Origin of the sequence: Gordonia effusa NBRC 100432 (assembly GCF_000241305.1) — a bacterium.
Taxonomy (GTDB): Bacteria; Actinomycetota; Actinomycetes; order Mycobacteriales; family Mycobacteriaceae; genus Gordonia; species Gordonia effusa.
The window spans coordinates 1-24,569 of sequence record NZ_BAEH01000069.1; the positions used below are offsets into that span (position 1 = coordinate 1).

Annotated in this window: 21 protein-coding genes; 12 read left to right on the forward strand and 9 right to left on the reverse strand. The window is 63.3% G+C overall.

What is annotated here, in order from left to right:
- Positions 1-894: aldehyde dehydrogenase family protein (locus GOEFS_RS12150; protein ID WP_007318211.1), on the forward strand; the 894-nt coding region annotated here is incomplete at its 5' end.
- Positions 895-1,132: 238 nt separating this feature from the next.
- On the opposite strand, the gene GOEFS_RS12155 is transcribed toward GOEFS_RS12150, so the two are convergent.
- Both GOEFS_RS12155 and GOEFS_RS12160 read right to left on the reverse strand, forming a co-directional pair.
- Positions 1,133-1,804: a hypothetical protein gene (locus GOEFS_RS12155; protein WP_007318212.1), complete on the reverse strand. Its 672-nt coding sequence runs from the start codon at positions 1,802-1,804 to the stop codon at positions 1,133-1,135.
- 64 nt (positions 1,805-1,868) lie between these two features.
- The gene (locus tag GOEFS_RS12160) at positions 1,869-2,276 is read right to left on the reverse strand and encodes a DUF5360 family protein (protein WP_007318213.1); all 408 of its coding nucleotides are present in this window, start codon (positions 2,274-2,276) and stop codon (positions 1,869-1,871) included.
- A 178-nt stretch (positions 2,277-2,454) separates the two neighbouring features.
- On the opposite strand from GOEFS_RS12160, the gene GOEFS_RS22505 reads away from it, so the two are divergent.
- Positions 2,455-3,105 carry a TetR family transcriptional regulator gene (locus tag GOEFS_RS22505; protein ID WP_007318214.1) on the forward strand — a complete coding sequence of 217 codons (651 nt, stop codon included), beginning with the start codon at positions 2,455-2,457 and terminating at the stop codon, positions 3,103-3,105.
- Positions 3,106-3,118: 13 nt separating this feature from the next.
- Here GOEFS_RS22505 and GOEFS_RS12170 read toward each other — a convergent pair whose 3' ends face one another.
- Positions 3,119-4,513: a hypothetical protein gene (locus GOEFS_RS12170; RefSeq protein ID WP_138917991.1), complete on the reverse strand. Its 1,395-nt coding sequence runs from the start codon at positions 4,511-4,513 to the stop codon at positions 3,119-3,121.
- Positions 4,514-4,642: 129 nt separating this feature from the next.
- Positions 4,643-5,917: a lipase family protein gene (locus GOEFS_RS12175; RefSeq protein WP_007318216.1), complete on the reverse strand. Its 1,275-nt coding sequence runs from the start codon at positions 5,915-5,917 to the stop codon at positions 4,643-4,645.
- A 117-nt stretch (positions 5,918-6,034) separates the two neighbouring features.
- Between GOEFS_RS12175 and GOEFS_RS12180 the strand changes: the two genes are divergently transcribed.
- A complete protein-coding gene (locus GOEFS_RS12180; RefSeq protein WP_040525031.1) occupies positions 6,035-6,922 on the forward strand; it encodes a formylglycine-generating enzyme family protein in 888 nt (295 codons plus the stop codon).
- A 311-nt stretch (positions 6,923-7,233) separates the two neighbouring features.
- Here the strand turns inward: GOEFS_RS12180 and GOEFS_RS12185 are convergent, their stop codons facing one another.
- Together GOEFS_RS12185 and GOEFS_RS12190 are read right to left on the reverse strand one after the other, a co-directional pair.
- A complete protein-coding gene (locus GOEFS_RS12185; RefSeq protein WP_007318218.1) occupies positions 7,234-8,259 on the reverse strand; it encodes an aspartate-semialdehyde dehydrogenase in 1,026 nt (341 codons plus the stop codon).
- Positions 8,259-9,524 carry an aspartate kinase gene (locus tag GOEFS_RS12190; protein ID WP_007318219.1) on the reverse strand — a complete coding sequence of 422 codons (1,266 nt, stop codon included), beginning with the start codon at positions 9,522-9,524 and terminating at the stop codon, positions 8,259-8,261. Before GOEFS_RS12190 ends, GOEFS_RS12185 begins: the two co-directional genes overlap by 1 nt.
- Positions 9,525-9,748: 224 nt before the next feature.
- Between GOEFS_RS12190 and GOEFS_RS12195 the strand changes: the two genes are divergently transcribed.
- Positions 9,749-10,963, forward strand: a complete 1,215-nt coding sequence (locus GOEFS_RS12195; protein ID WP_007318220.1) for a glycosyltransferase 87 family protein — start codon at positions 9,749-9,751, stop codon at positions 10,961-10,963.
- Positions 10,964-11,457: 494 nt separating this feature from the next.
- On the opposite strand, the gene GOEFS_RS12200 is transcribed toward GOEFS_RS12195, so the two are convergent.
- Entirely contained in the window at positions 11,458-12,036 is a 579-nt protein-coding gene (locus tag GOEFS_RS12200; RefSeq protein WP_007318221.1) for a TetR/AcrR family transcriptional regulator, read from the reverse strand.
- A gap of 120 nt (positions 12,037-12,156) precedes the next feature.
- Here GOEFS_RS12200 and GOEFS_RS12205 point away from each other — a divergent pair, with 120 nt between their 5' ends.
- Together GOEFS_RS12205 and GOEFS_RS12210 are read left to right on the forward strand one after the other, a co-directional pair.
- Positions 12,157-13,647 (forward strand): MFS transporter, encoded by a 1,491-nt coding sequence (locus GOEFS_RS12205; protein WP_007318222.1) that lies wholly within the window; start codon positions 12,157-12,159, stop codon positions 13,645-13,647.
- Positions 13,648-13,651: 4 nt separating this feature from the next.
- Positions 13,652-15,298 (forward strand): FUSC family protein, encoded by a 1,647-nt coding sequence (locus tag GOEFS_RS12210; protein WP_007318223.1) that lies wholly within the window; start codon positions 13,652-13,654, stop codon positions 15,296-15,298.
- A gap of 35 nt (positions 15,299-15,333) precedes the next feature.
- Here GOEFS_RS12210 and GOEFS_RS12215 read toward each other — a convergent pair whose 3' ends face one another.
- On the reverse strand, positions 15,334-15,774 hold the full coding sequence (locus tag GOEFS_RS12215) for a hemophore-related protein (RefSeq protein ID WP_007318224.1): 441 nt from the start codon (positions 15,772-15,774) through the stop codon (positions 15,334-15,336).
- Between the two features lie 259 nt (positions 15,775-16,033).
- Between GOEFS_RS12215 and GOEFS_RS12220 the strand changes: the two genes are divergently transcribed.
- The 5 genes from GOEFS_RS12220 (at position 16,034) to GOEFS_RS12240 (ending at position 22,958) form a co-directional block, all read left to right on the forward strand.
- Positions 16,034-17,329, forward strand: coding sequence for a hypothetical protein (locus GOEFS_RS12220; RefSeq protein ID WP_007318225.1), 1,296 nt, complete (start codon positions 16,034-16,036; stop codon positions 17,327-17,329).
- A gap of 253 nt (positions 17,330-17,582) precedes the next feature.
- Positions 17,583-19,043, forward strand: a complete 1,461-nt coding sequence (locus tag GOEFS_RS12225; RefSeq protein WP_007318226.1) for a condensation domain-containing protein — start codon at positions 17,583-17,585, stop codon at positions 19,041-19,043.
- Positions 19,040-20,443, forward strand: a complete 1,404-nt coding sequence (locus GOEFS_RS12230) for a condensation domain-containing protein (protein WP_007318227.1) — start codon at positions 19,040-19,042, stop codon at positions 20,441-20,443. The genes GOEFS_RS12225 and GOEFS_RS12230 overlap by 4 nt, the downstream gene beginning before the upstream one ends.
- A 263-nt stretch (positions 20,444-20,706) precedes the next feature.
- Positions 20,707-22,560, forward strand: a complete 1,854-nt coding sequence (gene leuA / locus GOEFS_RS12235) for a 2-isopropylmalate synthase (protein ID WP_040525032.1) — start codon at positions 20,707-20,709, stop codon at positions 22,558-22,560.
- Positions 22,557-22,958 carry a YchJ family protein gene (locus GOEFS_RS12240; protein ID WP_040525033.1) on the forward strand — a complete coding sequence of 134 codons (402 nt, stop codon included), beginning with the start codon at positions 22,557-22,559 and terminating at the stop codon, positions 22,956-22,958. Before leuA ends, GOEFS_RS12240 begins: the two co-directional genes overlap by 4 nt.
- A gap of 69 nt (positions 22,959-23,027) precedes the next feature.
- On the opposite strand, the gene GOEFS_RS12245 is transcribed toward GOEFS_RS12240, so the two are convergent.
- The gene (locus GOEFS_RS12245; protein ID WP_007318230.1) at positions 23,028-23,897 is read right to left on the reverse strand and encodes a LysR family transcriptional regulator; all 870 of its coding nucleotides are present in this window, start codon (positions 23,895-23,897) and stop codon (positions 23,028-23,030) included.
- A gap of 36 nt (positions 23,898-23,933) precedes the next feature.
- Here GOEFS_RS12245 and GOEFS_RS12250 point away from each other — a divergent pair, with 36 nt between their 5' ends.
- Complete coding sequence (locus GOEFS_RS12250; RefSeq protein WP_007318231.1) at positions 23,934-24,548, forward strand: ASCH domain-containing protein; 615 nt, start codon at positions 23,934-23,936, stop codon at positions 24,546-24,548.
- The last annotated feature ends 21 nt before the right edge of the window (positions 24,549-24,569 follow it).

Below are 24,569 nucleotides of genomic sequence, written 5' to 3' on the forward strand. Positions count from 1 at the left end.
GGCAACACCATCTTGCTCAAACACGCGCCGCAATGCCCCGAGTCCGCGCTCGCGTTGCAGCAGATATTCCTCGACGCCGGATTCCCGGCGGGCGCCTACGTGGACATTCGGGCGACCAACGACCAGGCGGCGACGATCATCGCCGACCCTCGTGTCGCCGCGGTGTCGCTGACCGGTTCCGAACGGGCGGGTGCTGCCGTCGCCGAGATCGCCGGACGCAACCTCAAGAAGGTCGTCCTCGAGCTCGGCGGCTCTGATCCGTTCATTCTGCTCTCGTCCGATGACCTCGACGCCACCGTCGACTCAGCGGTCGCCGCGCGACTGGATAACACCGGCCAGGCGTGCAACGCCGCTAAGCGATTCATCGTCGCCGACGACCTGTACGACCCATTTCTGGAGAAGTTCACCGCCAAAATGCTCGCCGCGGGTGAGGGGATCGCGCCACTGTCATCTGAACGCGCTGCCCAAGGACTTGAGCAGCAGGTTGCCCGCGCGGTCGAGCAGGGTGCTCAGCTAACCAGTGCCGGTGAACGTCGTGGTGCCTTCTACCCGCCTGCGGTACTGACCGACGTACGACCAGGTACCGACGCCTACCACCAGGAACTATTCGGTCCAGTCGCGATCGTGCACCGCGTAGCCGACGAACAGGAGGCCATCTCCGTCGCCAACGACACCCCCTTCGGCCTCGGCTCCTATCTGTTCACCACCGACCGCGAGCAGGCGCAGCGCGTAGCCGCGAAGATCGAGGCGGGCATGGTGTTCATCAATGGCGTGGGCGCCGAAGGAGCCGAACTCCCATTCGGCGGCATCAAGCGCTCCGGCTTCGGCCGCGAACTAGGCCGATTCGGCATTGAGGAATTCATCAACAAGAAGATGATCCGAACGGTGGGCTAGATGGCTCGCGCCGACGCCCTCCGGTGGTCGAGTGCGTCGGCAACCACCTCCGATGGTCGAGTGCCTCCGCAACCACCTCCGATGGTCGAGTGCCTCCGCAACCACCTCCGATGGTCGAGTGCCTCCGCAACCACCTCCGATGGTCGAGTGCGTCGTCGAGCTTGCGAGACGACGTGTATCGAGACCTCCGACGCCCGAAATGCCAACGCATCCAACGCCTTTAACCCCAGAACCAACCCTAGCGCGACCCCGGCCGGAACATCTTCGACGGTTTCATCCGGGTCGACTCAGGCAGCCAGCGATTGACCGGACGTCGCATCGCGCACAACGCCGAGATAGCCAGCAATCCGGCCTGTATCCAGGCGACCAGAATCATCACCGACGACACGTCCGGATAGCGCAACAGCAGATCGATGCCGATCGGCACGCTCAAAATATTGACGACGACGGTGGCGACGAAGAAGTTGCGCACATGCCGACTGTGATGATTCGCGGCACCCACCAGCAACGGATACTCGATCGCCAGAAATACCACGATCATCACGAGCATGAACGGCGGAAAAAACCCTGCGATTGAGTCGACCTGATCGGCCGGGCTGGCGTTCTTCGGATCCTGCGCGATGCCGTCGATGAGGCGCTGGCGAAGCAGATCCGAGATCAGACCTAGATTCAGGAAGCCGTAGACGACGGTGATCAACCCCATCGCCGCGGCGCCCCACCACGCCACGCGAGCATGCAATGCCAGGGCGACCGGCGGTGGACCTGGGTCGACGGGGCGCACCGGGTACAGCGACGAGACGTCACGGTCCTTCGACGTTCGGGCGATCTCGGCCAGGTCGTCGGCGTCGAGTTCGGCCTGCGTCGGGATACGATCCGGCTGGTCGGGATCGGGGGAAATCTGCGAGCCCATATCTCGATACTGCCACCTGACCGCTAACGAGTGATCTTCAGCATCCTTCCGACCGCCGGATCCCCTACGCACATTCATTTCGCGCCGGTTCACGGACCAGCGCACTGAATACGACAACAGGTACCACCATGAGGAGCACATTTGACGCCCACCAGAGGGTACTGAAGTCTCCTCGGAAGGCCCAAAATGCGATCGCCATGAATCCCGCACAGAAAGTAAGTGTGAGACCGCAGGCGAGAACCAGCCTGCCGTGGACATTGCCGATTCTCATTAGGTACACACCGAGGAATCCAACTGCGGTGGCGGCGATATCGAGCGGTAAGAAGGACCAGTTCCAGGCCTGGACGATCGGATTAGAGTAGTCGCGAAATGCCGCGTCTTTTGGAATCACGTCGACGCTGACCGCTACCCAATACAAGACGAGCGCGGTGTCAACGACCAGTAGAACAACTTTGCTGAATTTCAATGGCATTCGGGCTCCCAAGGTTCCTCGTCCGACACTCGGTTGTCTCGCCCCAGTCCTGAGACGCTTGCGCACATACAGACCGGTTGGTATGTTTCTACGGTACTCGACTAGCCACCACCGCGCTGACCTAGCAGGGCTCCGAGTACCTACCGACAGGGACGACTCTTTGACTCAAGAACGGTCGATGACGACCCGAACAGCGCTCATGCGGGCCGCGGCGGACGCTATCGAAGCAACCGGTTACGACGCGGCGTCGGTCGCATCGATCATCGACCGCGCGGATGTCACCAAAGGTGCTCTATACCACCACTTTCCGTCCAAAGCCGCGCTCGCACGCGCTCTGGTAGACGACCAGTTCGCGCCCGTTCTCACTAGGCCGACCGTGGATGGCGAGCCTCTGCTCCACATCGCTGAAGTCACCCTCAACGCAGTACAGGCCCTAGTTGGTGAGCCAGAGTTCCGGGCCGCATTCGGTTTGGTCGTGGACCGACCTCGGCCTGAAGTCGGTGACATCACCTGGCCGCTCAGCGAGTGGCGGAGGGTTTTGGCGGAACTTTTCGCTTCGGCGGGTGAGCAAGGCGATCTCGTCGCGGACGCAGACCCGGCCGTCGAGGCCGCCCTGGTCGTGACGTTTGTCGTGGGGCAGTTCTCAATCAGTCGATCCATCGGGAATTACGACGACATCTTGCCCACCCTGCTTCAATTTTGGATAACAACGATCAATCGCGTAGCGGTAGCGGAAAAGCGCGGCCAGTCGGTAGTCGCATGGCAACAACTCGTCAACGACGTCGACCTCACCAAGCGATCGCAAAATTCTGCAGAACCAATGGGATAATTCACCCTGACCGCTAGCGACTGATCTTCAGCATCCTTCCGACCGTCGCCTGCCATAACGTGCCGTCCGACGTTATGGTGCCGGTCAGTTCCAACGGTTCATCGACGGGCGCGTCGCCGACCTTGCGAGTTTTGACGCGCGCCCCAGTCGCGAAGTCGGTGGCGATGTAGTAGACGGGACCCAACTGCTGGATAGCTCCCGGCACGTACGGGCCATACCCGACGGCGTGAATCAGCCCGTCCGCACGTGACAACTTCGGCAGCGTCGCGATTCGGTCGCCGTTCTCCCAGATCCGTTTGCAGCCGTGCTCGGACACATCGATACGTGTTGCTCCGCCCCGGAATCCGGCGTTGGCCGGCGCACTCGGCCCGGTCACCGCCATCGGTGGATACTGGTATCCGTAAGTTGACGGGATCACCAGCGAATTGCCCCACGCCATCGGGGAGTTTTCGGTGCCCTGACCCGACGTCGTGAACGCCGGTGTCCGGCATACGAGTGAGCCGTCGTCGCTTCGGTAGACGAGGAGATTCGGTCGTCGAGCGGCATTGTCGACGATGGCAACCCAACTATCTCCGCCTGGACCGAAATACGTTGGCGTGGTGCCTGATCCCCAGGTCAACTGCCCGGGTTTACGTGCCGGCCCACGGTCATATGCCCGACGCCACACGGTCCGCGGCACACCGTCGACGCCGGCCGTCATCTCATAGAGGGCGTGGGTGGTGATGATCGACGCCCCGCTGGGCCGGATCGTCAAACCGTTGCCGAGTTGTTCTCCCGCAGGGAGTTTCGTCGAGCGTACGACACGCCGTCCAGCTCGGTACGTCACCGTGCCGACAGTTCCGTTGGTCGTAGCGAACCACACTCGGCCTTGCCAATCCGGAGCAAGCCCGGTGACGGCATCGGCGGGCGAAAGGTGTTGCCGTACATCAGTTCGCTCGGAAACGTAGAGCTGCCAGCCGCGTCCAGTCCGACGATGAGCCACCCGCAGAATCGCACCCGAGCCATCAGCGACGACCACCCGATCGTGATCATCGAGGTAACCGTAGACGCCACCGAGCAAGCCGCCCTTGGCTAGCGGCAGACGTGTTAGCACCGCCGCCGTCCGTGGGTCGAATAACGTCACCGTCGGAACGGCGAAGCCGCCCGCGCCGATGTAGTTGGTGCACAACGACACTGGAAGCCCATCAGAACCAACAAAAGTCGCCGCACATGCACCGCCGGATATCGAGGACGCCGCGAGCCGGGCGGCACGACCGGGTCCCGGATTACCGGTGGAATCGGCCGACTGCGGATCGCCGTGCATCAACGACGTTCCGGCGGGCCCAACACCCGACGTCGGGCCGGGTGCGGCCGCCGCTGTCGTCGCGGAAAGGCCCATCACTACCGAACACACCAACAAAGCAGTCATTGCGCGATTGATAATCGCAGTGTGACAACGCATTTGACTATGCAAACATATGGCATACACCGCCGGCCACGTTACGGTCAGGTTGATTGGTTCGGGCAATCAACCTGACCGTGTTGTCCGCTCAAATCTTCACTGAGACAGGTGAGTCAGCAGAAAATTCGTCGCAGGCAGAAGCGTGGTCACCATCGGCAGTGCGTGATTAACCACCAGCCCCGGGAAGATCGGCGGGATGGTGTTGGTCACCAGGGTGACGTTGGCGCCCTGCCGTTTCCAGTCTTTGTATAGCTGATTCACCTGTCCGTACGGAATCACGTCGTCGCTGATGCCGCCTTCGATTAGTACCGGGGCATTCGGCTTGAGTTTGCCGATTCGCTGATCGGCGATCATCGCTTGAATCTCGGGATAACGTTTGATGACCGAGGACAACGACTCGCCTGACCGTGTCCATTGACTGGTCCGCTGAAATCCGAAGTTGAGTCCGGTGTCGCCGATGCACTGTGTCGCAGTGTTTTTCAGCGCGGCTTTGCCATTGGCGTTTGTTTCCTTGGCGAGAATCGGAGCCAGGGCGGGGTACCGAGCGTCGAGTCCGTTGATGGCGTAGGCGATTCCACCGGCGATGAAGGTGCCGTCGATTCGGTCGATGACCTTCGACAGGTCCGCTGGCGGCGCACCCGCATAGGTCGCCTTCACCGCGAGGTCGGGTGCATAGCTCGATGCCAGCTCAGCAGCCGACGCGGCCGCACCTCCGCCTTGTGAGTATCCGGAGAAAGCGATCGGAGACCCCTTGGGCGCCTTCGCAACTCGTAGTGCGGCACGTGCGGCGTCGAGCATCGCGTGGCCGGACTCGGCACGATTGACGTAGGTATGAATACCAGGGGTCCCCATACCGATGTAGTCGGTGATCGCTACTCGAACACCATTGAGGAGAAGCAGATTCATCTCCAAACCGGTGTAATTGACCGCGATGGAGGGTTTGGTGGGATCAATGCTCAGCGGGAACGCCATCATTTTCGAACCGGCGCACTGGTCACCCTGCCCGACGGTGCCGGGCCCGAGCACGACGGTCGGACGCGGTCCCCTGCCTCGCCACGCCGCGGTCGGCTCGATGACGGTGCCGGTTACCGCAGCAGGCTTTCCGTCCTGGTAGGTAGAGGTGTACATCACCCGTGTCGCGGTCCCCGGCCATTGGTTCGCGATCCCGGGAATCTGCAGGAGCAATGGCGACGGTTGACTGCGAATGACCGCGCCCGGCGTGGCGTCAAACTTGGCTGGCGGCGTGTAGAAATCGGCGGCCGACGTCGGCGGCGCGATGACCCCGGCAACCCCGATCGCAAGCGCGACGGTCGTCGCGGCCGAGGCTAGTCTGCCGAACCGTCTTGAGATAGATCCGAGATTTTGTTTCACAGAAAAGTAATCTAAACCACTGCCTCGCCCGACGCTACTCGCGGGTAAGTTCGCCTAACTCGCGCGCGTCCAGACCGCCCGCGCCAATGACGCGTAAATTCGATCTCCGTGGCAGATATGGTGACCATCCCCGGCGGCGAGTACCTGATGGGCTCGACGCGGCATTACCCGGAGGAACGACCAGTCCGGCCGGTTCAGGTGTCGTCATTCCGGATCGACGCTCGGGCGATCACCAATGCCCAGTTCGCTGAGTTCGTTGCCGCCACCGGCTATGTCACCCTCGCCGAGCAGCCTTTGGATCCTTCGCGGTATCCCGGCGCCGACCCGGAATTGCTCAAGCCGGGCGGGCTGGTGTTTCACCAAACCCCAGAGCCGGTGGAATTGCACGACCTCACGCAATGGTGGGCATATGTGCCCGGAGCGAACTGGCGTGCCCCGCACGGACCGCAGTCCTCACTGCACGGCCTCGACGATCACCCCGTCGTGCAGGTTTGTCACGCCGATGCCGCCGCCTACGCGCGGTGGCGTGGCGTCCGGCTGCCAACCGAGGCAGAGTGGGAGTTCGCCGCACGCGGCGGGTTGGCGTCGCAGCCTTACACCTGGGGTGCCGACGCCGACGACGATCCCCCCTATCGTGTAAACCGATGGCGAGGTGAATTCCCTTGGCAGAATACAGCTTCCGATGGTTTCGAGTCGACGGCGCCGGTCGGCAGCTTCGAGCCAAACGGCTACGGCCTCTATGACATGGCGGGTAATGTCTGGGAGTGGACCGACACGTGGTGGACACACCATCACGCCGTCGAGACCTCACCATGTTGCGGCCCCGACGTCGCCATGCAGCGATCGATGGGTCCGGGCGACGACGTCGGGCGGCGGGTGATCAAAGGGGGGTCGCATCTCTGCGCGCCGAATTATTGCCTGCGCTACCGGCCAGCGGCGCGCCAACCGGAGGCTATCGACTCGGCAACTTGCCATCTCGGATTCCGTTGCGCGGCAGACGAATAGATAGGCGTCGCCAGCCGAGGCCAAACCACCGCTGGTCGGGTGTATCGAGCCCCCCAAGACGAACACCCCTGCCGCACAACGATTTCCAACTCACCGGGTCTCGATACACGCGCGTCTCGCTCCACTCGGCGAGCGCACTCGACCAACCAGGGCACGCGCGTCTCGCTCCGCTCGGCGAGCGCACTCGACCGACGAACCAACCGCTGGTCGAGTGCCCGGCGAGGCGCCAGCCGAGCCCAAACCACCGCTGGTCGAGTGCCCGGCGAGGCGCCAGCCGAGGCGGGTGTATCGAGACCCCGCGACGCAGCTCGCTAAACCAGCAACTCGGCGATCTGAATCGTGTTGAGCGCAGCACCTTTTCGAAGATTGTCACCCGACACGAACAGCGCCAGGCCCCGACCGTCGGGCACTCCCGGATCCTGCCGGATACGTCCCACGAGCGACAGATCCTTACCTGCCGCCGCCAACGGTGTTGGTACATCAGCCAATTCGACGCCCGTGGCCCCGGCCAGAATCTGCTGCGCCTGCGCAACCGACAACGGCTCTGCGAATTCCGCGTTGATCGACAGCGAGTGTCCGGTGAAGACCGGAACACGCACACACGTGCCGCTCACCAGCAAATCCGGCAGACCGAGAATCTTGCGCGACTCATTGCGCAATTTCTGATCCTCATCAGTCTCACCGCTACCGTCATCGACCAGGGACCCGGCGAGCGGAAGCACGTTAAAGGCAATGGGCGCAACGTATTTCACCGGATCTGGGAATTTCACCGCAGAACCATCGTGCACCAGCTTCTCGGCATCGTCGATACCGGCGCGCACCTGCGACGCCAGCTCGTCGACGCCAGCCAGTCCGCTCCCCGACACCGCTTGATACGACGACACGATCAACCGTTGCAACCCGGCCGCGTCATGCAGCGGCTTGAGCACCGGCATTGCCGCCATCGTCGTGCAGTTGGGATTGGCGATGATGCCTTTGGGCGGATTCTGCGCCAGTTCACCGTTGACCTCGGATACCACCAGCGGGACGTCTTCGTCTTTGCGCCAGGCCGACGAATTGTCGATGACGGTCACCCCGGCAGCGGCGAATCGCGGTGCTTGCTCGCGCGACATCGTCGCACCAGCCGAGAACAGGGCAATGTCGAGCCCGGTCGGATCGGCGGTGGCCGCATCCTCGACGACGATCTCGCCGTCGCCCCATGGCAGCTTCTTGCCCGCCGAGCGCGAGGACGCGAAGAATCGCACCTCGTCGGCGGGAAAGTTGCGCTGCGCCAACAGTGTTCGCATGACTGCGCCGACCTGTCCGGTCGCGCCGACTACTCCGATTCGTGCGCCCATTATCGACCCGTCCCCGCGTAGACCACGGCTTCTTCATCGCCGCCGAGGTTGAAGGCGGTGTGAAGCGCGCGCACGGCGTCGTCGAGTTCGGTGTCGCGGCACAGCACCGAGATACGGATCTCCGACGTCGAGATCAGTTCGATGTTGATACCCGCGTCGGCCAGCGCTTCGCAGAACGTAGCGGTCACGCCCGGATGACTCTTCATACCCGCGCCGACGAGCGAAACCTTGCCGATCTGGTCGTCGTAGAGGACTTCGGAGAAACCGATTTCGTTCTTGAGCGCGGTCAACTTCTGCACGCCGAGCGGTCCCAGCTCGCGCGGCAGGGTGAAGGTGATATCCGTCTTGCCGGTGTCGACCTTGGAGATGTTCTGCAACACCATGTCGATGTTGATATCCGCGTCGGCGACCGCGCGAAATACCTTGCCGGCATTGCCTGGAGTGTCGTCGAGGCCGACGATGGTGATCTTGGCTTCGCTGCGGTCGTGTGCGACGCCGGTGAGAATTGCCTCTTCCACGGGAATGTCCTCCATTGATCCGGCGACCATCGTGCCGGGTTTATTCGAGTACGACGAGCGCACATGTACGGGAACGTTGTATCTGCGGGCGTATTCCACACACCGCAGCATCAGTACCTTCGCGCCACAGGCAGCCATTTCCAACATCTCCTCAAAGGAGACTGTGGACAGGTGCCGGGCGTCGGAGACGATGCGCGGATCGGCTGTGTAGATGCCGTCGACATCGGTATAGATTTCACAGACGTCGGCTTCGAGGGCGGCCGCCAGGGCCACAGCTGTCGTGTCGGACCCGCCGCGTCCCAGCGTCGTCACATCCTTGGTGTCCTGCGACACACCCTGAAAGCCGGCGACCAGCACGATCTTGCCGTCGTCGAGCGCACTGCGTACCCGACCCGGCGTGACGTCGATAATCTTCGCCGATCCGTGGCTGCTCGTCGTGATCACGCCGGCCTGCGAGCCGGTGAACGACTGCGCCTGCGCACCCAACGAACTGATGGCCATCGCGACCAGGGCATTCGAGATGCGCTCGCCCGAGGTGAGCAACATATCCATCTCACGCGGCGGTGGCGTCGGATTGACTTGTTCGGCCAGGTCAAGCAACTCGTCGGTGGTATCGCCCATCGCCGACACCACCACGACGACGTCGTTCCCCTGCTTTCGGGTCTCGACGATGCGCTCGGCGACTCGACGAATCCGTTCGGCCGTTCCGACCGAGGATCCGCCATATTTCTGCACGACCAGTGCCACGCCGTTGAACCTTTCCGTTGCCGATTCAGATACGCCCTGCAACCTTACCGGTCTGCTCGATCGGGCGAACACCGCCGTTACGCCCGCTCACCCGGTGCCGGGAAATTCGTCCGAATAGTGCGCGACCGAGGGCACTATGCCCTTGGCGGGTCACTATTCGGACGAATTTCGCAGGCGCCCGTGTCTGAATACGCACCGCCAGGCACACCGCCTACCATCACGTTGTGCCCGGAACCGCAGCCGTCGCGCCCGTCCAAACCGACTCGACGTCGCCGACGTCGCCGTTCATCGTGCGCCATGCGGACTGGCTACTGCCGTGCCTGGTCTTCCTCGCGGTTCGAGTGATAGGCCTGGCGGTTCTCGCACGCTTCGCGCAGTTGCGCGGTATGAATCTTGGCAATGCGCTCGCCGCCTGGGACGGCAAGTGGATGCTCGCCATCGCCGAGAACGGCTATGCGGGCGTGCCGGTTAGCCAAACCGACGCTCGCGGAATCCACCTGACCGAGACCGCGTACGCGTTCTTCCCCGGCTATCCCTACCTGGTACGCCTGCTCGACAAGTTGCCGTTCGTCACCGCCTACGGCGCCGCGATAGCGATCAACGTCGTTCTCGGGTGTGTAGCCGCCGCTGGTGCGGCACGACTGGCCGCCTTCTGCGCGCGCACGATGTCGGCCAGGTCCGACGAGGCCACCTCACCCGACCCGACGCGGGTCGGGCTGATCCTCACCGTGCTATTCGCCGCGGCGCCGATGGGCATCGTCCTGTCGATGGCCTACACCGAGGCGTTGTTCTGCGCACTGGCCGTGTGGGCCTTGATTGGCGTCGTCGAGCATCGGTGGTTGCTTGCCGGATGCTGCGCAGGGCTGGTCGGGCTGACGCGTCCGACAGCGATCGTCGTCGTCGGCGTGGTCATGCTCGCCGCGCTGATAGCCCGCCGCGACAGTCCGCGCGCTTGGGCAGCCATCGCGTTGAGTCCCCTGGGCTACCTCGGCTACCTCGGCTACGTGTGGGCGAAAACCGATTCTCCGACCGGCTGGTTCCGCATCCAAACCGAGGGCTGGGGCACTCAATTCGACTGGGGCGCAGCCACTTACACCTTCATAAATGACTCGCTACTCAACTCCGGCGAGATCGCACCGGTCGCGACGTCGTGGATCATCATCGCGACTATCGGATTGGTGGTCGTCGCGGTTTGGAACAGGCTTCCGTGGCCGGTGCTCGTCTACGGCATCCTCGTCGTCGCATCAATCGTATTGTCGTCGGGTCTGATGATGAGCCGAGCGCGACTGCTGCTGCCGGCCTTCGTCTTATTGATTCCAGTCGCCTACGCGATCGCCCGATGGCGGACGTCGCACGCAGTGGCGACGCTGCTGGTTATCGTCGTCGGAAGTTCCTGGTTCGGCGCACATATGCTGACGGTCTATCCGCACGCCGTGTAGTCACCCGATGGTCGAGTGGGCACGCCGAGCGCTAGCGAGACGCGCCCGTCCCCGGATGGTCGAGTGTGCACGCCGAGCGAAGCGAGACGCGCCCGTATCGAGACCTACCGATCCAAAAACTATTGCCCACCAATGGAATTCGACTTGCGGGGTCTCGATACACCCAGCTCGGCTAGCGCCTCGCCGGGCACTCGACCATCCGCGGGCGGACTAACGCCTGCCAGGCACTCGACCCATCGGTGGGCGGGCTAGCGCCTCGCCGGGCACTCGACCATCGATGTCGCGACGCGATACTCAAACGAGCGCGCTAAGAACATCGACTACTCGCCGCAGCCATTTCCGCCTCGTCATCCATTCCCAGACTCGACCATTTGGCACCCGACGATGACGCCCTTCCCCGGCAGACTCTTCGGAGTTCGCGTGCTCCCTACGCCTAAAACCCTTGGTCACGCCTTAAGTCAACCACGCTCGACGAGCCATCTGCTCAACTCCACTCATCCCACAAAACCCCGACACAGGTACTCGATTCCGCTGTCCAAACGTTCCTTCAGGTCCACCTGCGGCACGACGTCGGATCGTTCCAACCCCTGCTCCGCGATCAAACTGTCCGCGACCATCGCCAATGCGACACCGTTGATGAGATTCCATACCGCCAGCGCCATATCGATCGACTTGTCCTCACCACGGCCAAGCTCGGCCAGGCCGTCGGCCAACCACCGCAAACATTCCACCGATGTCTTACTGAAGGTGAATCGCGGCGAAGCGTAGGCCAGAACCATCCACGGATGCCGTTCATAAAGCGCCCAGTCGACGTCGACCGCGATCTGAACCCGCTCGCGCCAGGTCCACGGTCCCGGCTCGTCAATCGGGTATCGGAATCGACGGCCGGCCTCCTCAGCCATCTCGCGTACGAGCTGATCCTTGTCGGCGACATGCCGATACAACGACATCGCCCCGACGCCGAGCCGGTCGGCGAGTTTGCGCATCGACAGCGCTGCCAGCCCATCGACGTCGGCCAAATCGATGGCTGCGTCGACAATCGCCGGCATCGTCAGTTTCGCGGGTGCGGCCATGTTCTGCGTCACTCTTTTCCAAGCTGGAATAACTGGATTGCGTACAGCGTACTCAATCATTAGAGTTCGAGAGCGCATCCCAACGCGTACAACGTACGCAACCCAGTCAAGGAGGACCAAATGGTGGTCGAGTCACCCGCAGCACCCACCACGGGTGGAACGCGTCGCGCGTGGTTCGGTCTCGCTGTCCTCGTGCTACCCGTACTGCTGGTCTCAATGGATGTGTCGGTGCTTTTCCTCGCGATGCCGACGCTGACGCACGAACTGCATCCGACAGCGACTCAGTCGCTATGGATCCTCGACATCTACGGCTTCCTCCTCGCCGGTCTGCTCATCACGATGGGCAATCTCGGTGACCGGATAGGTCGACGCCTGCTTCTCCTCATCGGCGCGACCATCTTCGGTGCGGGCTCGGTTGTCGCCGCACTCTCCGTCGATCCGACCATGCTGATCGCCGCACGCGCCCTCATGGGCATCGGCGGAGCGACCTTACTGCCATCGAGCCTGTCACTGATCTCCACGATGTTCCCCGACGCCGGAGCGCGCGCCCGCGCAATCGGCGTCTGGACGGCCGCGTTCGCCGGCGGAGCGGCGGTCGGACCGATCGTCGGAGGCGTTCTGCTGCAACACTTCTGGTGGGGATCGGTCTTCCTGATCAACTTGCCGGTGCTTGCCATTCTGCTGCTTGCCGGACCATTTCTACTCCCCGAACACCGAGCTGGCGCCACCGGCGGTTTCGACGTCGTCGGCGTCGCACTATCCCTCGCCGGCATCTTGCCGACGGTGTACGCGATCAAACACGCCGCGGTCGACGGTGTGGATGCCACCGCCGTGATCACCGGCGTAATCGGTGTGGCGATGCTGGCACTGTTCGTCGCCTACGAACAACGCGTCGACAATCCGCTCCTCGACCTAGAACTACTGTCCAACAAGAGATTTGCAGTGGCGATCGGATCGAGTCTGGTCGGCATGATGTCACTCGCCGCGCTCGGCTACCTCACGAGCATCTACCTGCAGACAGTGACCGGCCGCGATCCACTCGATGCCGCGATCCTCGGTATCCCGATGGCCGTCACCGTGTTCGTATTCTCGTTGTCGGCCGCGCGAATTACCGAAAAACTAGGTGCACGAACAGGTTTCATCGTCGCGCTGGGCGCGGCCGCCCTCGGTAACTTCGCACTACTCGGCATCGGCGTCGACGGTGGCGTATGGGCCTACCTCGTCGGCTCGGCTATTGCCGGCGTCGGCTACGGCATCGCGTTCAGCCTCGTTTCCGACGTCGCGGTGTCCTCGGTGTCACCGGAGCGGGCAGGGGCCGCGACAGGCCTCTCGGAAACCAGTTTCGAACTCGGTAACGCGCTGGGGTTGGCATTACTCGGCTCGCTGGCCTCCCTGGTCTTCCAGCACGGCGTGAGCCCGTCGGGACAGCGCTTCGACGGCACGCTCGACCAGGTGGTCTCGGCTGCCACCGACCCGGCGACGATCACGGCGGCCCAGCAGTCCTTCGTCAACGGCGTCCACATCGCGACCGGGCTGGCCGGCATTTTGCTCGCCATGATGGCGGTAATCGTCGCGTGGATTCTGCCGCGGGAGAAGAAGCAGGCACGATAGTCGCGTGACCGCACCACCTTCCCGTCCGCATATTGGCCGCGCATTCCTGTCGACGCCCGGCCTCGGCACGCGCTGGCCGGTGGCGGTACGCGCCGCGGTGACCCTGGCTATTCCCGCACTGGCACTCTGGGTCGCAGGGCAGGGAGCCTACGCACTGCTCGTCGCGCTCGGCACGTTCGCGATGCTCTATGGGGAGGATCGCCCATTCCGAATCCGATGGCGTGTGGTGACGATTGTCGGCGCCATCCTGATCGCCTCGGTTGCGGCGAGCGCCTACCTCGCTCATTTTCTCCAGTCCCATGTCACCAGTGCCGATGTCCGCGAGTCCGTCCTGGTCGCGGTGATGGCCGCATTGACCGGCGCCGCGGTGTTCACCGGAACCTCGCTGCGAGCTGGTCCACCCGGACCGATGTTCGTCGTGCTCACCGCGGGAGTCGGCTGGGTGATCGTTACGCACGGCGTCGCGCCGGAGATCGTGATCGGTTGCACGGCTCTGGGTGTGGCGTCCTCGCTGGTGGTGTCGATGACCCCGATGCTTTGGGCCCGCCACACGCCGCAGACCGTAGCGATCGACGCGGCCATCGCCGCCGTCGACAGCTACCTCGACGCAGCCTCGTCGAACACCGCCGCACTAGCCGCCCAGGCGTCGCGCAACATCGCGGGCGAACAGATGCACAACGCCTGGACTGTCCTGCACGATGCCGCTCAGACCGACGGCATACTCGCCGATCGACTGTGGGCCGCACACCGTCGGCTAGCGGGGGCAGCGGGAGTAGCGGCGTCGGACTTCGCGCCGCCGCTCCCCCGACCGTCGGTCGTCCACCGCCTCCCCAAATCGGCGCACGCACATACGTTGCCCGCATATATCGCCGGCCGCGCCATCATCGCGGCGTTGATCGCGGGCGGACTGTCGATTCTGCTCGGACTGGGCAGGCCGGATTGGGCGATCATCGCCGTTGTATTGGTTCTGCAAATGGGCCCCGACCGGGTGCGTGGCTCGCTTCGCGGCGCGCAGCGCATGCTCGGGACCTCGCTGGGTCTGGTGCTGTTCGTCGTGGTCGCACTCGCCGAGCCCAACCATCTGATCTTGATCCTGCTGGTGATCGCGCTGCAGTTCCTCATCGAACTCACGGTCGCGAGTAACTACGGATTGGCCGCTACATTCATCACGCCGCTGGCACTGCTGATGAGTTCACCGCGAGGCGCCGAGGCGGTCTGGGAGACGGCCGGAAATCGCTTGGCGGAGACTATGATTGGAGTGCTGCTAGCGATCGCATCGCTGTGGGCGCTGTGGCCGAAAGGCCATCGGGCGACGCTGGAGCTCGCCCATCGCCGAACTCTGACCGAATCACGTGATGTGCTCGATATCGCCATAACGCAGTCGCCGCTAACGCCACCGGTTTCGGCGATGCGCCGGGACCTGCAATGGACCTTACTCGGCGCCGATACCGCGGGTACCAATGCGGCACTCGACGAACCACATTGGTCGAAAAAGCAATGGCCACACCATCTTTCGGTGTGCGGTGCCGGTTACGACGTCCTCGCCGCGTGCTGGCAGGCACCGACGGGGAAACCGGTCAGCGCCGCCGATGGGCAGACGCTGACCGAACGACTGTCCTCGCTCAACGCGGGGAGCCAACCAGGCGATTGACTCCCCGTAGAAGTCAAGTAGTACCGACGACCAGATCAGTACTGGCCGCAGGTGGCCTTCACCTTCGCGCGCAGAGCCTGGAACTCCTTCTTATGCTGAGCCCGATTCTGCTTATTCATCCGGTGATGCCCCTTGGCGTGGGGGTGCTTCTTCTTCCACTGGGCGCGCAACTCCTTGCGCTGCTCAGGAGTCTTCACGATCATCGATTCGAAGAGCTTCTTACGCTTGGGATTGGCGCTGATCTTCTTCCAGAGCGCGGGATCTTCCTTGGCGAGGGCCTTCTCGACCTGCGCCAGGGTGCACGAGGTGCCAGGCACCTTGGTGTGCGGGGCCGGCGCGACCTTCGCGGGGCCGGGATGCGCCGGGGCGGCCTGAGCCATCCCGCCGGTCATCAGCACCGATGCGGCTCCGGCACCGGCGACCGCGATGGCGATTCGGCGGCGCAGTGACGACGTACTAGCAGTGGACTGTTTCATGCTTTCCTTTCACAACTCGCCAGGTAGCGAGACGACGCGCGCACCTCCCGCGCACACCAACATTTACCGTAATCGCCAGGCGAGACCTGAAACTGTGAATCACCGTAGGGTTTGCTGTATTCGGGAATATCGGACGAAGGCCGCGTATAGCGAAAACCGGCCACCATGAGTAGCACCGCCGAGCCCAAGCAGTGAATCTCACCACGTTCCACATGTCGAGTCCGGCGCTCGATGCTCGTTCGAAGTACGTTGACGATTCATGGGGACCTCCGCGCACCGCCTGACCGCCGACGACAACCTCTTCGTCGTTATGGAGCACGCACTCGGCATCCCGGTGATCAACCAGTCGATATGGCGACTGGGACCCGAGGTCGATGAGGCGTTCGTCGCCAACCTCGCGGCGAACCTTCGAACCGGCCGACTATCCCGGCTCGTGATCCGACGACGACTTCCCTTACGCGACAGGTGGATTCACACACCATCGGCCGGTATCCACCGTTTCGACTCCGTTCCGGTCTCCCCCGAGGCCGTCAGCGATTGGGCGCGCGCGCAACTCGACGCCAAGATCAACAGCGCGACCGGACCGGCCTGGTCGCTCACCGCGACGCGCACCACCGACGGCAACACCCTGGTGTCCTTGGTCGTTTCGCATGTCGTCGGCGACGGTGCCGCGTTCGTGACCGGAGTCAACGAAGCTGTCCAAGCCGCCGGGGTCACGCCGCCGACGGCGGCGCCCACGCTGGTTGATGACTTTCGTGACGGTGCCGACCTCCTGAGGTCGGCGGCACGCGCTGCGGTGCGGGTTCTGCGTGCCGGGGGACCACCGAGCACACCACCGGAGCTCGAACACAACTCGCCGACCACCGGTACCTTAACCGTCCCCGCGTCCATCGCTGTGACCCTGGACGCCGCGACCTTCGACGCCGTGGCCGCCGCGGCGGGCGGAACACCCAACACCCTGTTCAGTGCCATCGTGCTCGGTGTCCTAACCGGCACTGGACGTGTGAAATCCGGCGACACCGTGCCCCTTTCACTTCCGGTCTCCACTCGTGCCACCGGCGACGACCGCGCCAACGCAACCACCAGCGTCGTCGCCGACATTGTGGTGACCGACGATCGCTATACCGATCTTTCGGCAATCCGGCGGGCCAGCAAGGCGGCCTTCGCCGGACTCGACGACGGTCCCGACGCGATGGGGCAACTCGTGGTACTCGCGCAGGCATTGCCCGACACCGTGATTCGACGGCTCGCAGCGTCGATGAGCACACCGCAATGCCTCGCGTCGAACCTCGGCGAACTCGACCCCACCTTCGCGAGCCTCGGCAGCACAACCGCCGGTCCGGTCGCGATGCGTTCACTCCCGGTCGGGGTGCCCGCTGAAAAACTCGCCGCTATGCGCGGCGGCATCAGCGCGTGGGCATCGCGGAGCGCCGGGCTGGTCACGCTGTGCGTCGGGTCCCTCGATCCAGTCACCGTGCCGACCGACGGCGTTCTGCGACAACTGGTCGACGCCGAGTTATCCAGATGGAATCTCACCGCTACCCCCTGGCTATAACGATTTAGTGACGGAGTTCACGGCGACCATCTTTTGGTCCAGTGCGCAGGTTACAGCCAGGCAAACCCTTAGGTCACAGACGTGACGCCAATCATATTGTGTACCAATTGGATTCGTACACGATGAATCAAACTCAGTTCCACCTGGTCAACCGATAGTCTCCTCTGGTGCCGACCCGCCGGTAGTCCTATCTTCTCCATTAGGCGCGCTAAGCGTCACATATCAATCATCAATCCGCTGGGGAGATTGTTCGATGGAATACACCGAGCTCGCTGATTACCCAATACATTCCGGCACTGTCACCGAATGGCTGCCCGCGGCCACAAGCGCCGATTGGCGCCGCGACCCGCGACCGCTGTCGACGAATCATGAGGCACACCTCGCCTTTTCGTCGCATCAGACCGACGACACACCGAACTGCTGGATCGGTACCGCGTTCCGGATATCCGGACCACTCGACACAGCGGCGTTCACACAGGCCCTGAGGCTATGGGTTGGGCGTCACGAGGCGTACCGCACCACCGCCCGCGCAGTCGAGTCCGACACTGGCCGAACATTCGAAAGATACTGTGTAGCAGCAGAATCGGTGACCATCGATTCACGACGCTACGGTCGACCACGTGGCGGAACCGAAATCCACGACCACATCGAGAAGTTCTTCGCCACTCAGATCTCGCCGTTCTCCTGGCCCCACCTGGTGGTGACCACGGTCGAGCCCAACATTTCGACCGCTGAACAGGAATGGTTCACCGTAGTCTTCGCGGCCGATCACTCGGTCATGGACGCCTACACCCAGGTTTTCGCCATCGCCGAACTCACCGAGATCTACCGTGCGGTGGAATCCGGACGCGAACCACAACTACCGCCGACGGCGTCATATGTGGACTACTGCGTCGGGGAACGCGAGTACGCGGCGGCTCTGACCGCCGATCACAGCGACATCGCACGCTGGCGCGATTATCTGACGGCCGACTCGGCCCTGCCGGGCGTGCCACGTTTTCCACTACCGGTGACCGGCACCGAAACTGTTGGCACACAACCGAATCAGCAGGCGAGTCTGTCCCTGTGGCTACTTGATGCCGCCGAAACCGAATCGTTCACCGGAAACGCGAAGGCGCAGGGCGGGTCGCAGACGAGTGCCATCCTCGCCGCGGCGAAGATCGCGCTGGGCAGGCTCGGCAACAGCGGATCGACGCGCTACCTCATGCCAATGCATACCCGCACCAGTCTCGACTACGCGGCGGCGGCCGGGTGGTTCGTCGGGCTGATGCCGGTCGACGATGCACTGGGCGAAGCAACCACATTCGCCGCTGCTGTCGCTGATACGGCGAAGGCACTGAAGGTCAACAAGGATCTGATCGGCTACCCTTACGCGCGCGTCGCCGAATTGCTGGGAGTCACACAACCACCCGAGTTCGTCATCTCGTTCGTCGATGGCCGTTACCTGCCGGGTGCGGCCGCATGGACCGAACATGAACGCGCACTACGCAGTACGATGCGCAGCGACACCGAGGTCTACCTCTGGATCAACCGCACCGTCGACGGCCTTAACCTCTCCGCCCGCTTCCCGGCCAACGAGATCGCGGCGGCATCGATCCACGCATTCATCGCGGAGTTTTCGACTGTACTTCGTGATGTCGCGGCCACCGGCGAGACGTCGGTTTTCCTCGGTCGTCTTCCTGGGCGCGCTGGTGCGGCGGAGGAAGTCGCATGAGGATCGCGGCCGCTCGCGACTGGCAGCCGCGGCCGGGCATTCTCATCGACTGGGTTCCAACGCCGGAAACCGTCGCTGCCGCGGCTGCCGCATCGGTTCATCCGATCGGACCGTCATTCCTGCAGCGCGATCACATCAACACGGTCGTCGCCGAACGTGCGGCCGGCATCGAACATCGCGCGTTCACCTGCGCCGCGGTGCCTGTCGCTGAGCCACTCGACGTCGACCGAATGACCTTCGCACTGAACGGATTTCTGCGCGATCACGAGGGGTGGCGGTCCACATTTCGCGCCGACGGCGACGACATCAGCCGCCGGGTCGTTGACGCCGCCGACGTCACCGTGGTCCCGCTGACTCGCGAAAGTACCAACGCCGCAACACATCTTGCTCAACGTCTACCAACCGACGCGATATTCGACGCCTTCCCGGCGGTCGCGTTCGGTGTTGTCTCACGCGAAGATTCGTTCGACCTGTACTTCGCTATCGACCATGCCTTCGGCGATGCCAGTTCGCAGGCCATCGGGCTGGCCGAAATCTTGGCTCGCTACCACCGACCGTCCGAACAGCCGTGGCCCGCGGGGGCACCCGCGAGCCACCTGGATCACACGGCAGCCGAGTTCGCCAGCGCCGCCGCTCTGACTATCGACACGCCATCGGTGCAAGTGTGGCGAAATATATTGCAGCGCAACAACAATCACCTCCCCGACTTCCCACTCGACCTCGGCATCGTGGCAGGTGAACCGCAGCCGGTACATATCGCTCTGGAGCATATCGCCGATTCGGTGTCGACCGAGCAGTTGTCCAATGCGGCCCGCGCTGTTGGCATCGGCTTTAGCTCGATGGTCTTCGCCGCGCTCGCCGCCACCGAACGACAATTGGCCGGGCGAGACCACTACACAACCGCGACCGTCTTCAGTACCCGCGCGGGCGCACATCTCGGCGCGCAGGGCTGGTACATAAACTTCGTGCCAGTGTCGTTCCCGGTACGTGGTCCGAGATTGTCCGATGTTGCCGCCGACGCGGCGCACGGATTGGCGACGGCGCGCTCGATGGTCGCCGACCCGGTGCATGGCGCACTCGGGGCGCTGATCATGGCGGGCGAACTCGATCCGTCGGTCATCACTAATCCGCAGATGGTGTCGTATCTGGACTTTCGCTGGTTCCCCGCGGCCGACGAGCTGCGCGAGGCCATCATCTTCACCGGTGAGGGCGTCACCGACCACGCGTCGATCTGGATATTCCGCACCGAGGACGGACTGCACGCCGGGTCGCAACATCCCGATAATCCAGTTGCCGCACAGGCGATCTCGACTTACTTCGACACGTTTCGCGAGGTATTGGCGGACTACTTGCTGGAAATCGACGTCAAAGCGGGGGCAGACCTGGAAGCGACGGCGTAGCCCAGACGTAAGCCATCGAGATCTTCGAGCCACCCTCGAGTTCGGTCCGTGACCGCTCTTATTTGACGGGGATGGGTGACATCGCAAATTACTGATGCTGCGGTCCGGCTTGGCCCACATCGGCCGGTCAGCTAGGGTGGGCTCTATGCAGCGTGCGCTCCTTCTCGGTTGCCGCGGCGGGGTCTGACCGACCGGCTCTCCGTCGCGGGGCCCTTTTATGTGCCGGTCATCTTCCATTACCCCCATACGGAGATTGACCTTAAATGACACCCGCAGATTCTTTTTCCTCTGGCGTTAGCCGAATCGTCGAACCCACCGGTCCGATTCCGGCGGGCCAGCCTGGCTGGAACACTCAGCGCAATTCGGCGATGCCTGTGCATCGTTACCGACAGTTCGCCGACGAAGTCGAGACAATCGCACTTCCCGACCGCACGTGGCCGGACAAGATCATCGACCGCGCTCCCATGTGGGGAGCAGTCGACCTGCGCGACGGCAACCAGGCCCTCATCGACCCGATGAGTCCCGCGCGCAAGCGTCGCATGTTCGATCTGCTGGTCCGGATGGGCTACAAGGAGATCGAGGTCGGCTTTCCGTCCGCGAGCCAAACCGACTTCGACTTCGTACGCGAAATCATCGAAGACGACGCCATTCCGTCGGACGTCACCATTCAGGTACTGACCCAGTGCCGTGAAGAATTGATCGTCCGGACCTTCGAGGCATGCCGTGGCGCGGCCAATGTCATCGTCCACTTCTACAACTCCACGTCGGTGCTGCAGCGTCGGGTGGTGTTCCGCGCGGACAAGGCCGCGATCACCAAGATCGCCACCGATGCCGCGCAACTGTGTCTGACCGAGCAAGCCAAGTACCCGGATACCAACTGGCGGTACGAGTATTCGCCCGAGTCGTATACCGGCACCGAACTGAGCTACGCCAAAGAAGTCTGCGACGCCGTCACCGAGATTATCGCGCCGACACCCGAGAAGCCTATGATCATCAACCTGCCCGCGACCGTCGAGATGGCAACACCTAACGTCTACGCCGACTCCATCGAATGGATGCACCGCAATCTGGCCCGGCGTGACTCGATCATTCTGAGCCTGCATCCGCACAACGATCGCGGCACCGCTGTCGCCGCGGCTGAACTCGGCTTCCAAGCCGGCGCCGACCGTATCGAAGGCTGCCTGTTCGGCAACGGTGAACGCACCGGAAACGTCTGTCTGGTCACGCTCGGGATGAATCTGTTCAGTCGCGGCGTCGATCCGCAGATCAGTTTCTCCGACATCGACGAGATCCGACGCACCGTCGAGTACTGCAACCAACTGAACGTTCCCGAACGCCATCCCTATGGCGGCGACCTGGTCTACACCGCGTTCTCCGGCAGCCATCAGGACGCGATCAACAAGGGTCTCGACCAGATGAAGTTCGACGCCGACGCCGCCGACTCCGACGTCGACGACATCCTCTGGCAAGTGCCCTACCTGCCGATCGACCCGAAAGATGTCGGCCGCACCTACGAGGCCGTGATCCGGGTGAACAGCCAGTCCGGCAAGGGCGGCGTCGCCTACATCATGAAATCCGATCGCGGAATGGATCTGCCGCGACGGCTGCAGATCGAGTTCAGCCGCGAAATCCAGAAGCTGACCGACGGCGAAGGTGGCGAAGTGTCACCCAAGGAGATGTGGGACGTCTTCGCCGAGGAATACCTGAATCCGGTCAAGCCCCTCGAGCGGATGCGGCAGAAGGTCGATGCCGCCGAGACCGACGACGGCGACGACTCGATTACCGCGGTGGTCAAAATCGACGGCGTGGAGAAGGAGATTTCCGGCGTCGGCAATGGTCCGCTCGCGGCGTTCGTCAACTCGCTGAGCACCGTCGGCTACGACGTCCGGGTCTTGGACTACGCGGAGCACGCACTCACCGCCGGTGATGACGCGAGCGCGGCGGCTTATGTCGAGGCCGAGGTGAATGGCGAGATCGTGTGGGGCGTCGGTGTGGCGTCGTCGATCACCACCGCGAGTTTGCGGGCAGTGGTGTCGGCGGTTAACCGTGCTTACCGCGTGACCAACGCCGCAGACGTCGAGGGTACCGAACAGGCCGCGCGTACCTGGGCGCCGTGACATCTCTCGTCCCGGGCGACCGGTGCCCGTGCGGCAGCGGGGAGGTGTTCGGCGATTGCTGCCGTCCGCTCCTCGCTGGCGCACCGGCGCCGACCGCCGAGAGGTTGATGCGTTCGCGCTACACGGCTTTCGTCGTCGACGACGCGGAATACCTACTCGAGACATGGCATCGGGCCAAGCGCCCGTCGCAGCTCGTCCTCGACGATGAGCTGACCTGGCGCCGGCTGGATGTCCTTGCGACACAACACGGTGGACCCTTCGACACGACCGGCATGGTCGAATTCGAGGCCTTCTATCGCGGCCCCGACGGACGCGGATCGTTGCACGAGCGGAGCCGCTTTGTGAAACAGGGTAGGGATTGGTTCTACGTGGACGGGACAGCGTTGCCGAGTTCTTGACTGGAAATGTCCCCCTCAGCCCAGCAGGCGCTATATCGCCGTCTGCGCGGCTGAGGGGGACATTTCCAGTCAGACCGCGTCGAGCAAATACCCAAGCACTCGTCGCACCGACGCGGACGGATCGGGCCGCGTGAGCGCCTCGTACACCCGGGCGGCCCGAACTCCCTTGAGCGTCAACGGTTTTACGCCGGGATGGCGGATCACGTAGCGCGGCATCAGTGCGATACCGCCGTCGGCGGCAACGATCGCCTCGATCGTGTCGAAGTTCAACAACCGCTGGGTAACCCGCGGTTGGACGCCAGTTACCGCAGCGACCGACAGCAACACGTCGTCGACCGGGAACCCGCCTTCGACGCTGATCCAATTGAAGTCGGCGAGATCTCCGACTTCAACGGTATCCCGTTGCGCGAGAGGAGAATCGCGGGCTACCACGACGTCGATCGGTTCGCGGGTCAGCTCGGTCACCGCAAGTCGGGCATCGGACACCGACGGCGCCCGCTCGTCTCGGTGCGTGACGACAATATGGTTGTCCGCCAGGGCTTTTGGTGCATCAGCGTAGCCGACGTCGAGTTCCGATGCGATGACGGTGACGTCGTCGGCACGCGCCGATGTGAGCACCTTCGGCAGCAACAACGCCGCCCCCGACGGGAAGGACGCCAGCCGAACCGGAGAACTGCCTCCCCGATAGGCACGCATCTCATCGTCGGCGTGATCGACCGCGGCGATGATCGCGTCGGCCCGCAATACAAGTGCGCGCCCGGCGTCGGTGAGTCTGATGTTGCGCCCGGCCGGCTCGGTGACTTCTACCCCCACTTCCCTGCTCAGCACCTTCAACTGCTGCGAGACGGCCGACGGTGTCATATGCATTGCCAGCGCTACCGCGCCGACCGAACCGCGGTCGGCGAACTCGCGCAGAATCCGCAGCCGTTTGATATCCACGCATACCACCTTCCCAGACAATGCGAGAATCGCTGTGTGCTGATCTCCAAACCTATCGCCGAGGCAATCCGCACGGGAGCGGTAACCACCCAGTACCGACGTTGGGACGCACCGCGCGTCAAAGTCGGTTCGACACAGTTGACGTCGTCGGGCCTGGTTCGCTTCACTCGGGTGTCCCGGGTGAGCGACCTGTCGAAGCTGACCGACCGCGCGGCGCGTGCCGCCGGCATGAAAGATGCCGACGCTCTGCGAAAAGCGTTGGCACCCAAGCCGAATCGAAAGCCGAGTGAGCGCGGCGGCAAAGGTGGCGACACCGTGTACCGGATCAACCTGGAATGGGCCGGCGAAGATCCCCGCCTCGCATTACGCGACGCCATACCCACGCCGGCAGAACTTGACGACATCGCCACCCGCCTCGCACGCCTCGACAAGCGCGATACGGGACCGTGGACCCGCGACATCCTCGAGTGGATCGCGGACAATCCGCGGGTGGTCTCCAAGGAACTGGCAGCGCTGCGGGGTGTCGAGCTGCTGCCGATGAAGGTCGACATCCGCAAGCTGAAGGCGTTGGGACTGACCATAAGTCACGACGTCGGCTATGAATTGTCGCCACGCGGCGCGGCCTACCTCGAATGGTTGTCGACAAGGTAACCGCCGCACCCGGCCTCCCGC

Bases quoted from the DNA above. Each gene is read 5' to 3' on its own strand.
- GOEFS_RS12200 (WP_007318221.1), bottom strand. From the start codon at position 12,036: ATGGCCGCACCCGCGAAACTGACGATGCCGGCGATTGTCGACGCAGCC.
- GOEFS_RS12180 (WP_040525031.1), top strand. From the start codon at position 6,035: ATGGTGACCATCCCCGGCGGCGAGTACCTGATGGGCTCGACGCGGCAT.
- GOEFS_RS12215 (WP_007318224.1), bottom strand. From the start codon at position 15,774: ATGAAACAGTCCACTGCTAGTACGTCGTCACTGCGCCGCCGAATCGCC.
- leuA (WP_040525032.1), top strand. From the start codon at position 20,707: ATGACACCCGCAGATTCTTTTTCCTCTGGCGTTAGCCGAATCGTCGAA.
- GOEFS_RS12160 (WP_007318213.1), bottom strand. From the start codon at position 2,276: ATGCCATTGAAATTCAGCAAAGTTGTTCTACTGGTCGTTGACACCGCG.
- GOEFS_RS12225 (WP_007318226.1), top strand. From the start codon at position 17,583: ATGGAATACACCGAGCTCGCTGATTACCCAATACATTCCGGCACTGTC.
- GOEFS_RS22505 (WP_007318214.1), top strand. From the start codon at position 2,455: ATGACGACCCGAACAGCGCTCATGCGGGCCGCGGCGGACGCTATCGAA.
- GOEFS_RS12185 (WP_007318218.1), bottom strand. From the start codon at position 8,259: ATGGGCGCACGAATCGGAGTAGTCGGCGCGACCGGACAGGTCGGCGCA.
- GOEFS_RS12155 (WP_007318212.1), bottom strand. From the start codon at position 1,804: ATGGGCTCGCAGATTTCCCCCGATCCCGACCAGCCGGATCGTATCCCG.
- GOEFS_RS12230 (WP_007318227.1), top strand. From the start codon at position 19,040: ATGAGGATCGCGGCCGCTCGCGACTGGCAGCCGCGGCCGGGCATTCTC.
- GOEFS_RS12170 (WP_138917991.1), bottom strand. From the start codon at position 4,513: ATGACTGCTTTGTTGGTGTGTTCGGTAGTGATGGGCCTTTCCGCGACG.
- GOEFS_RS12205 (WP_007318222.1), top strand. From the start codon at position 12,157: ATGGTGGTCGAGTCACCCGCAGCACCCACCACGGGTGGAACGCGTCGC.
- GOEFS_RS12220 (WP_007318225.1), top strand. From the start codon at position 16,034: ATGGGGACCTCCGCGCACCGCCTGACCGCCGACGACAACCTCTTCGTC.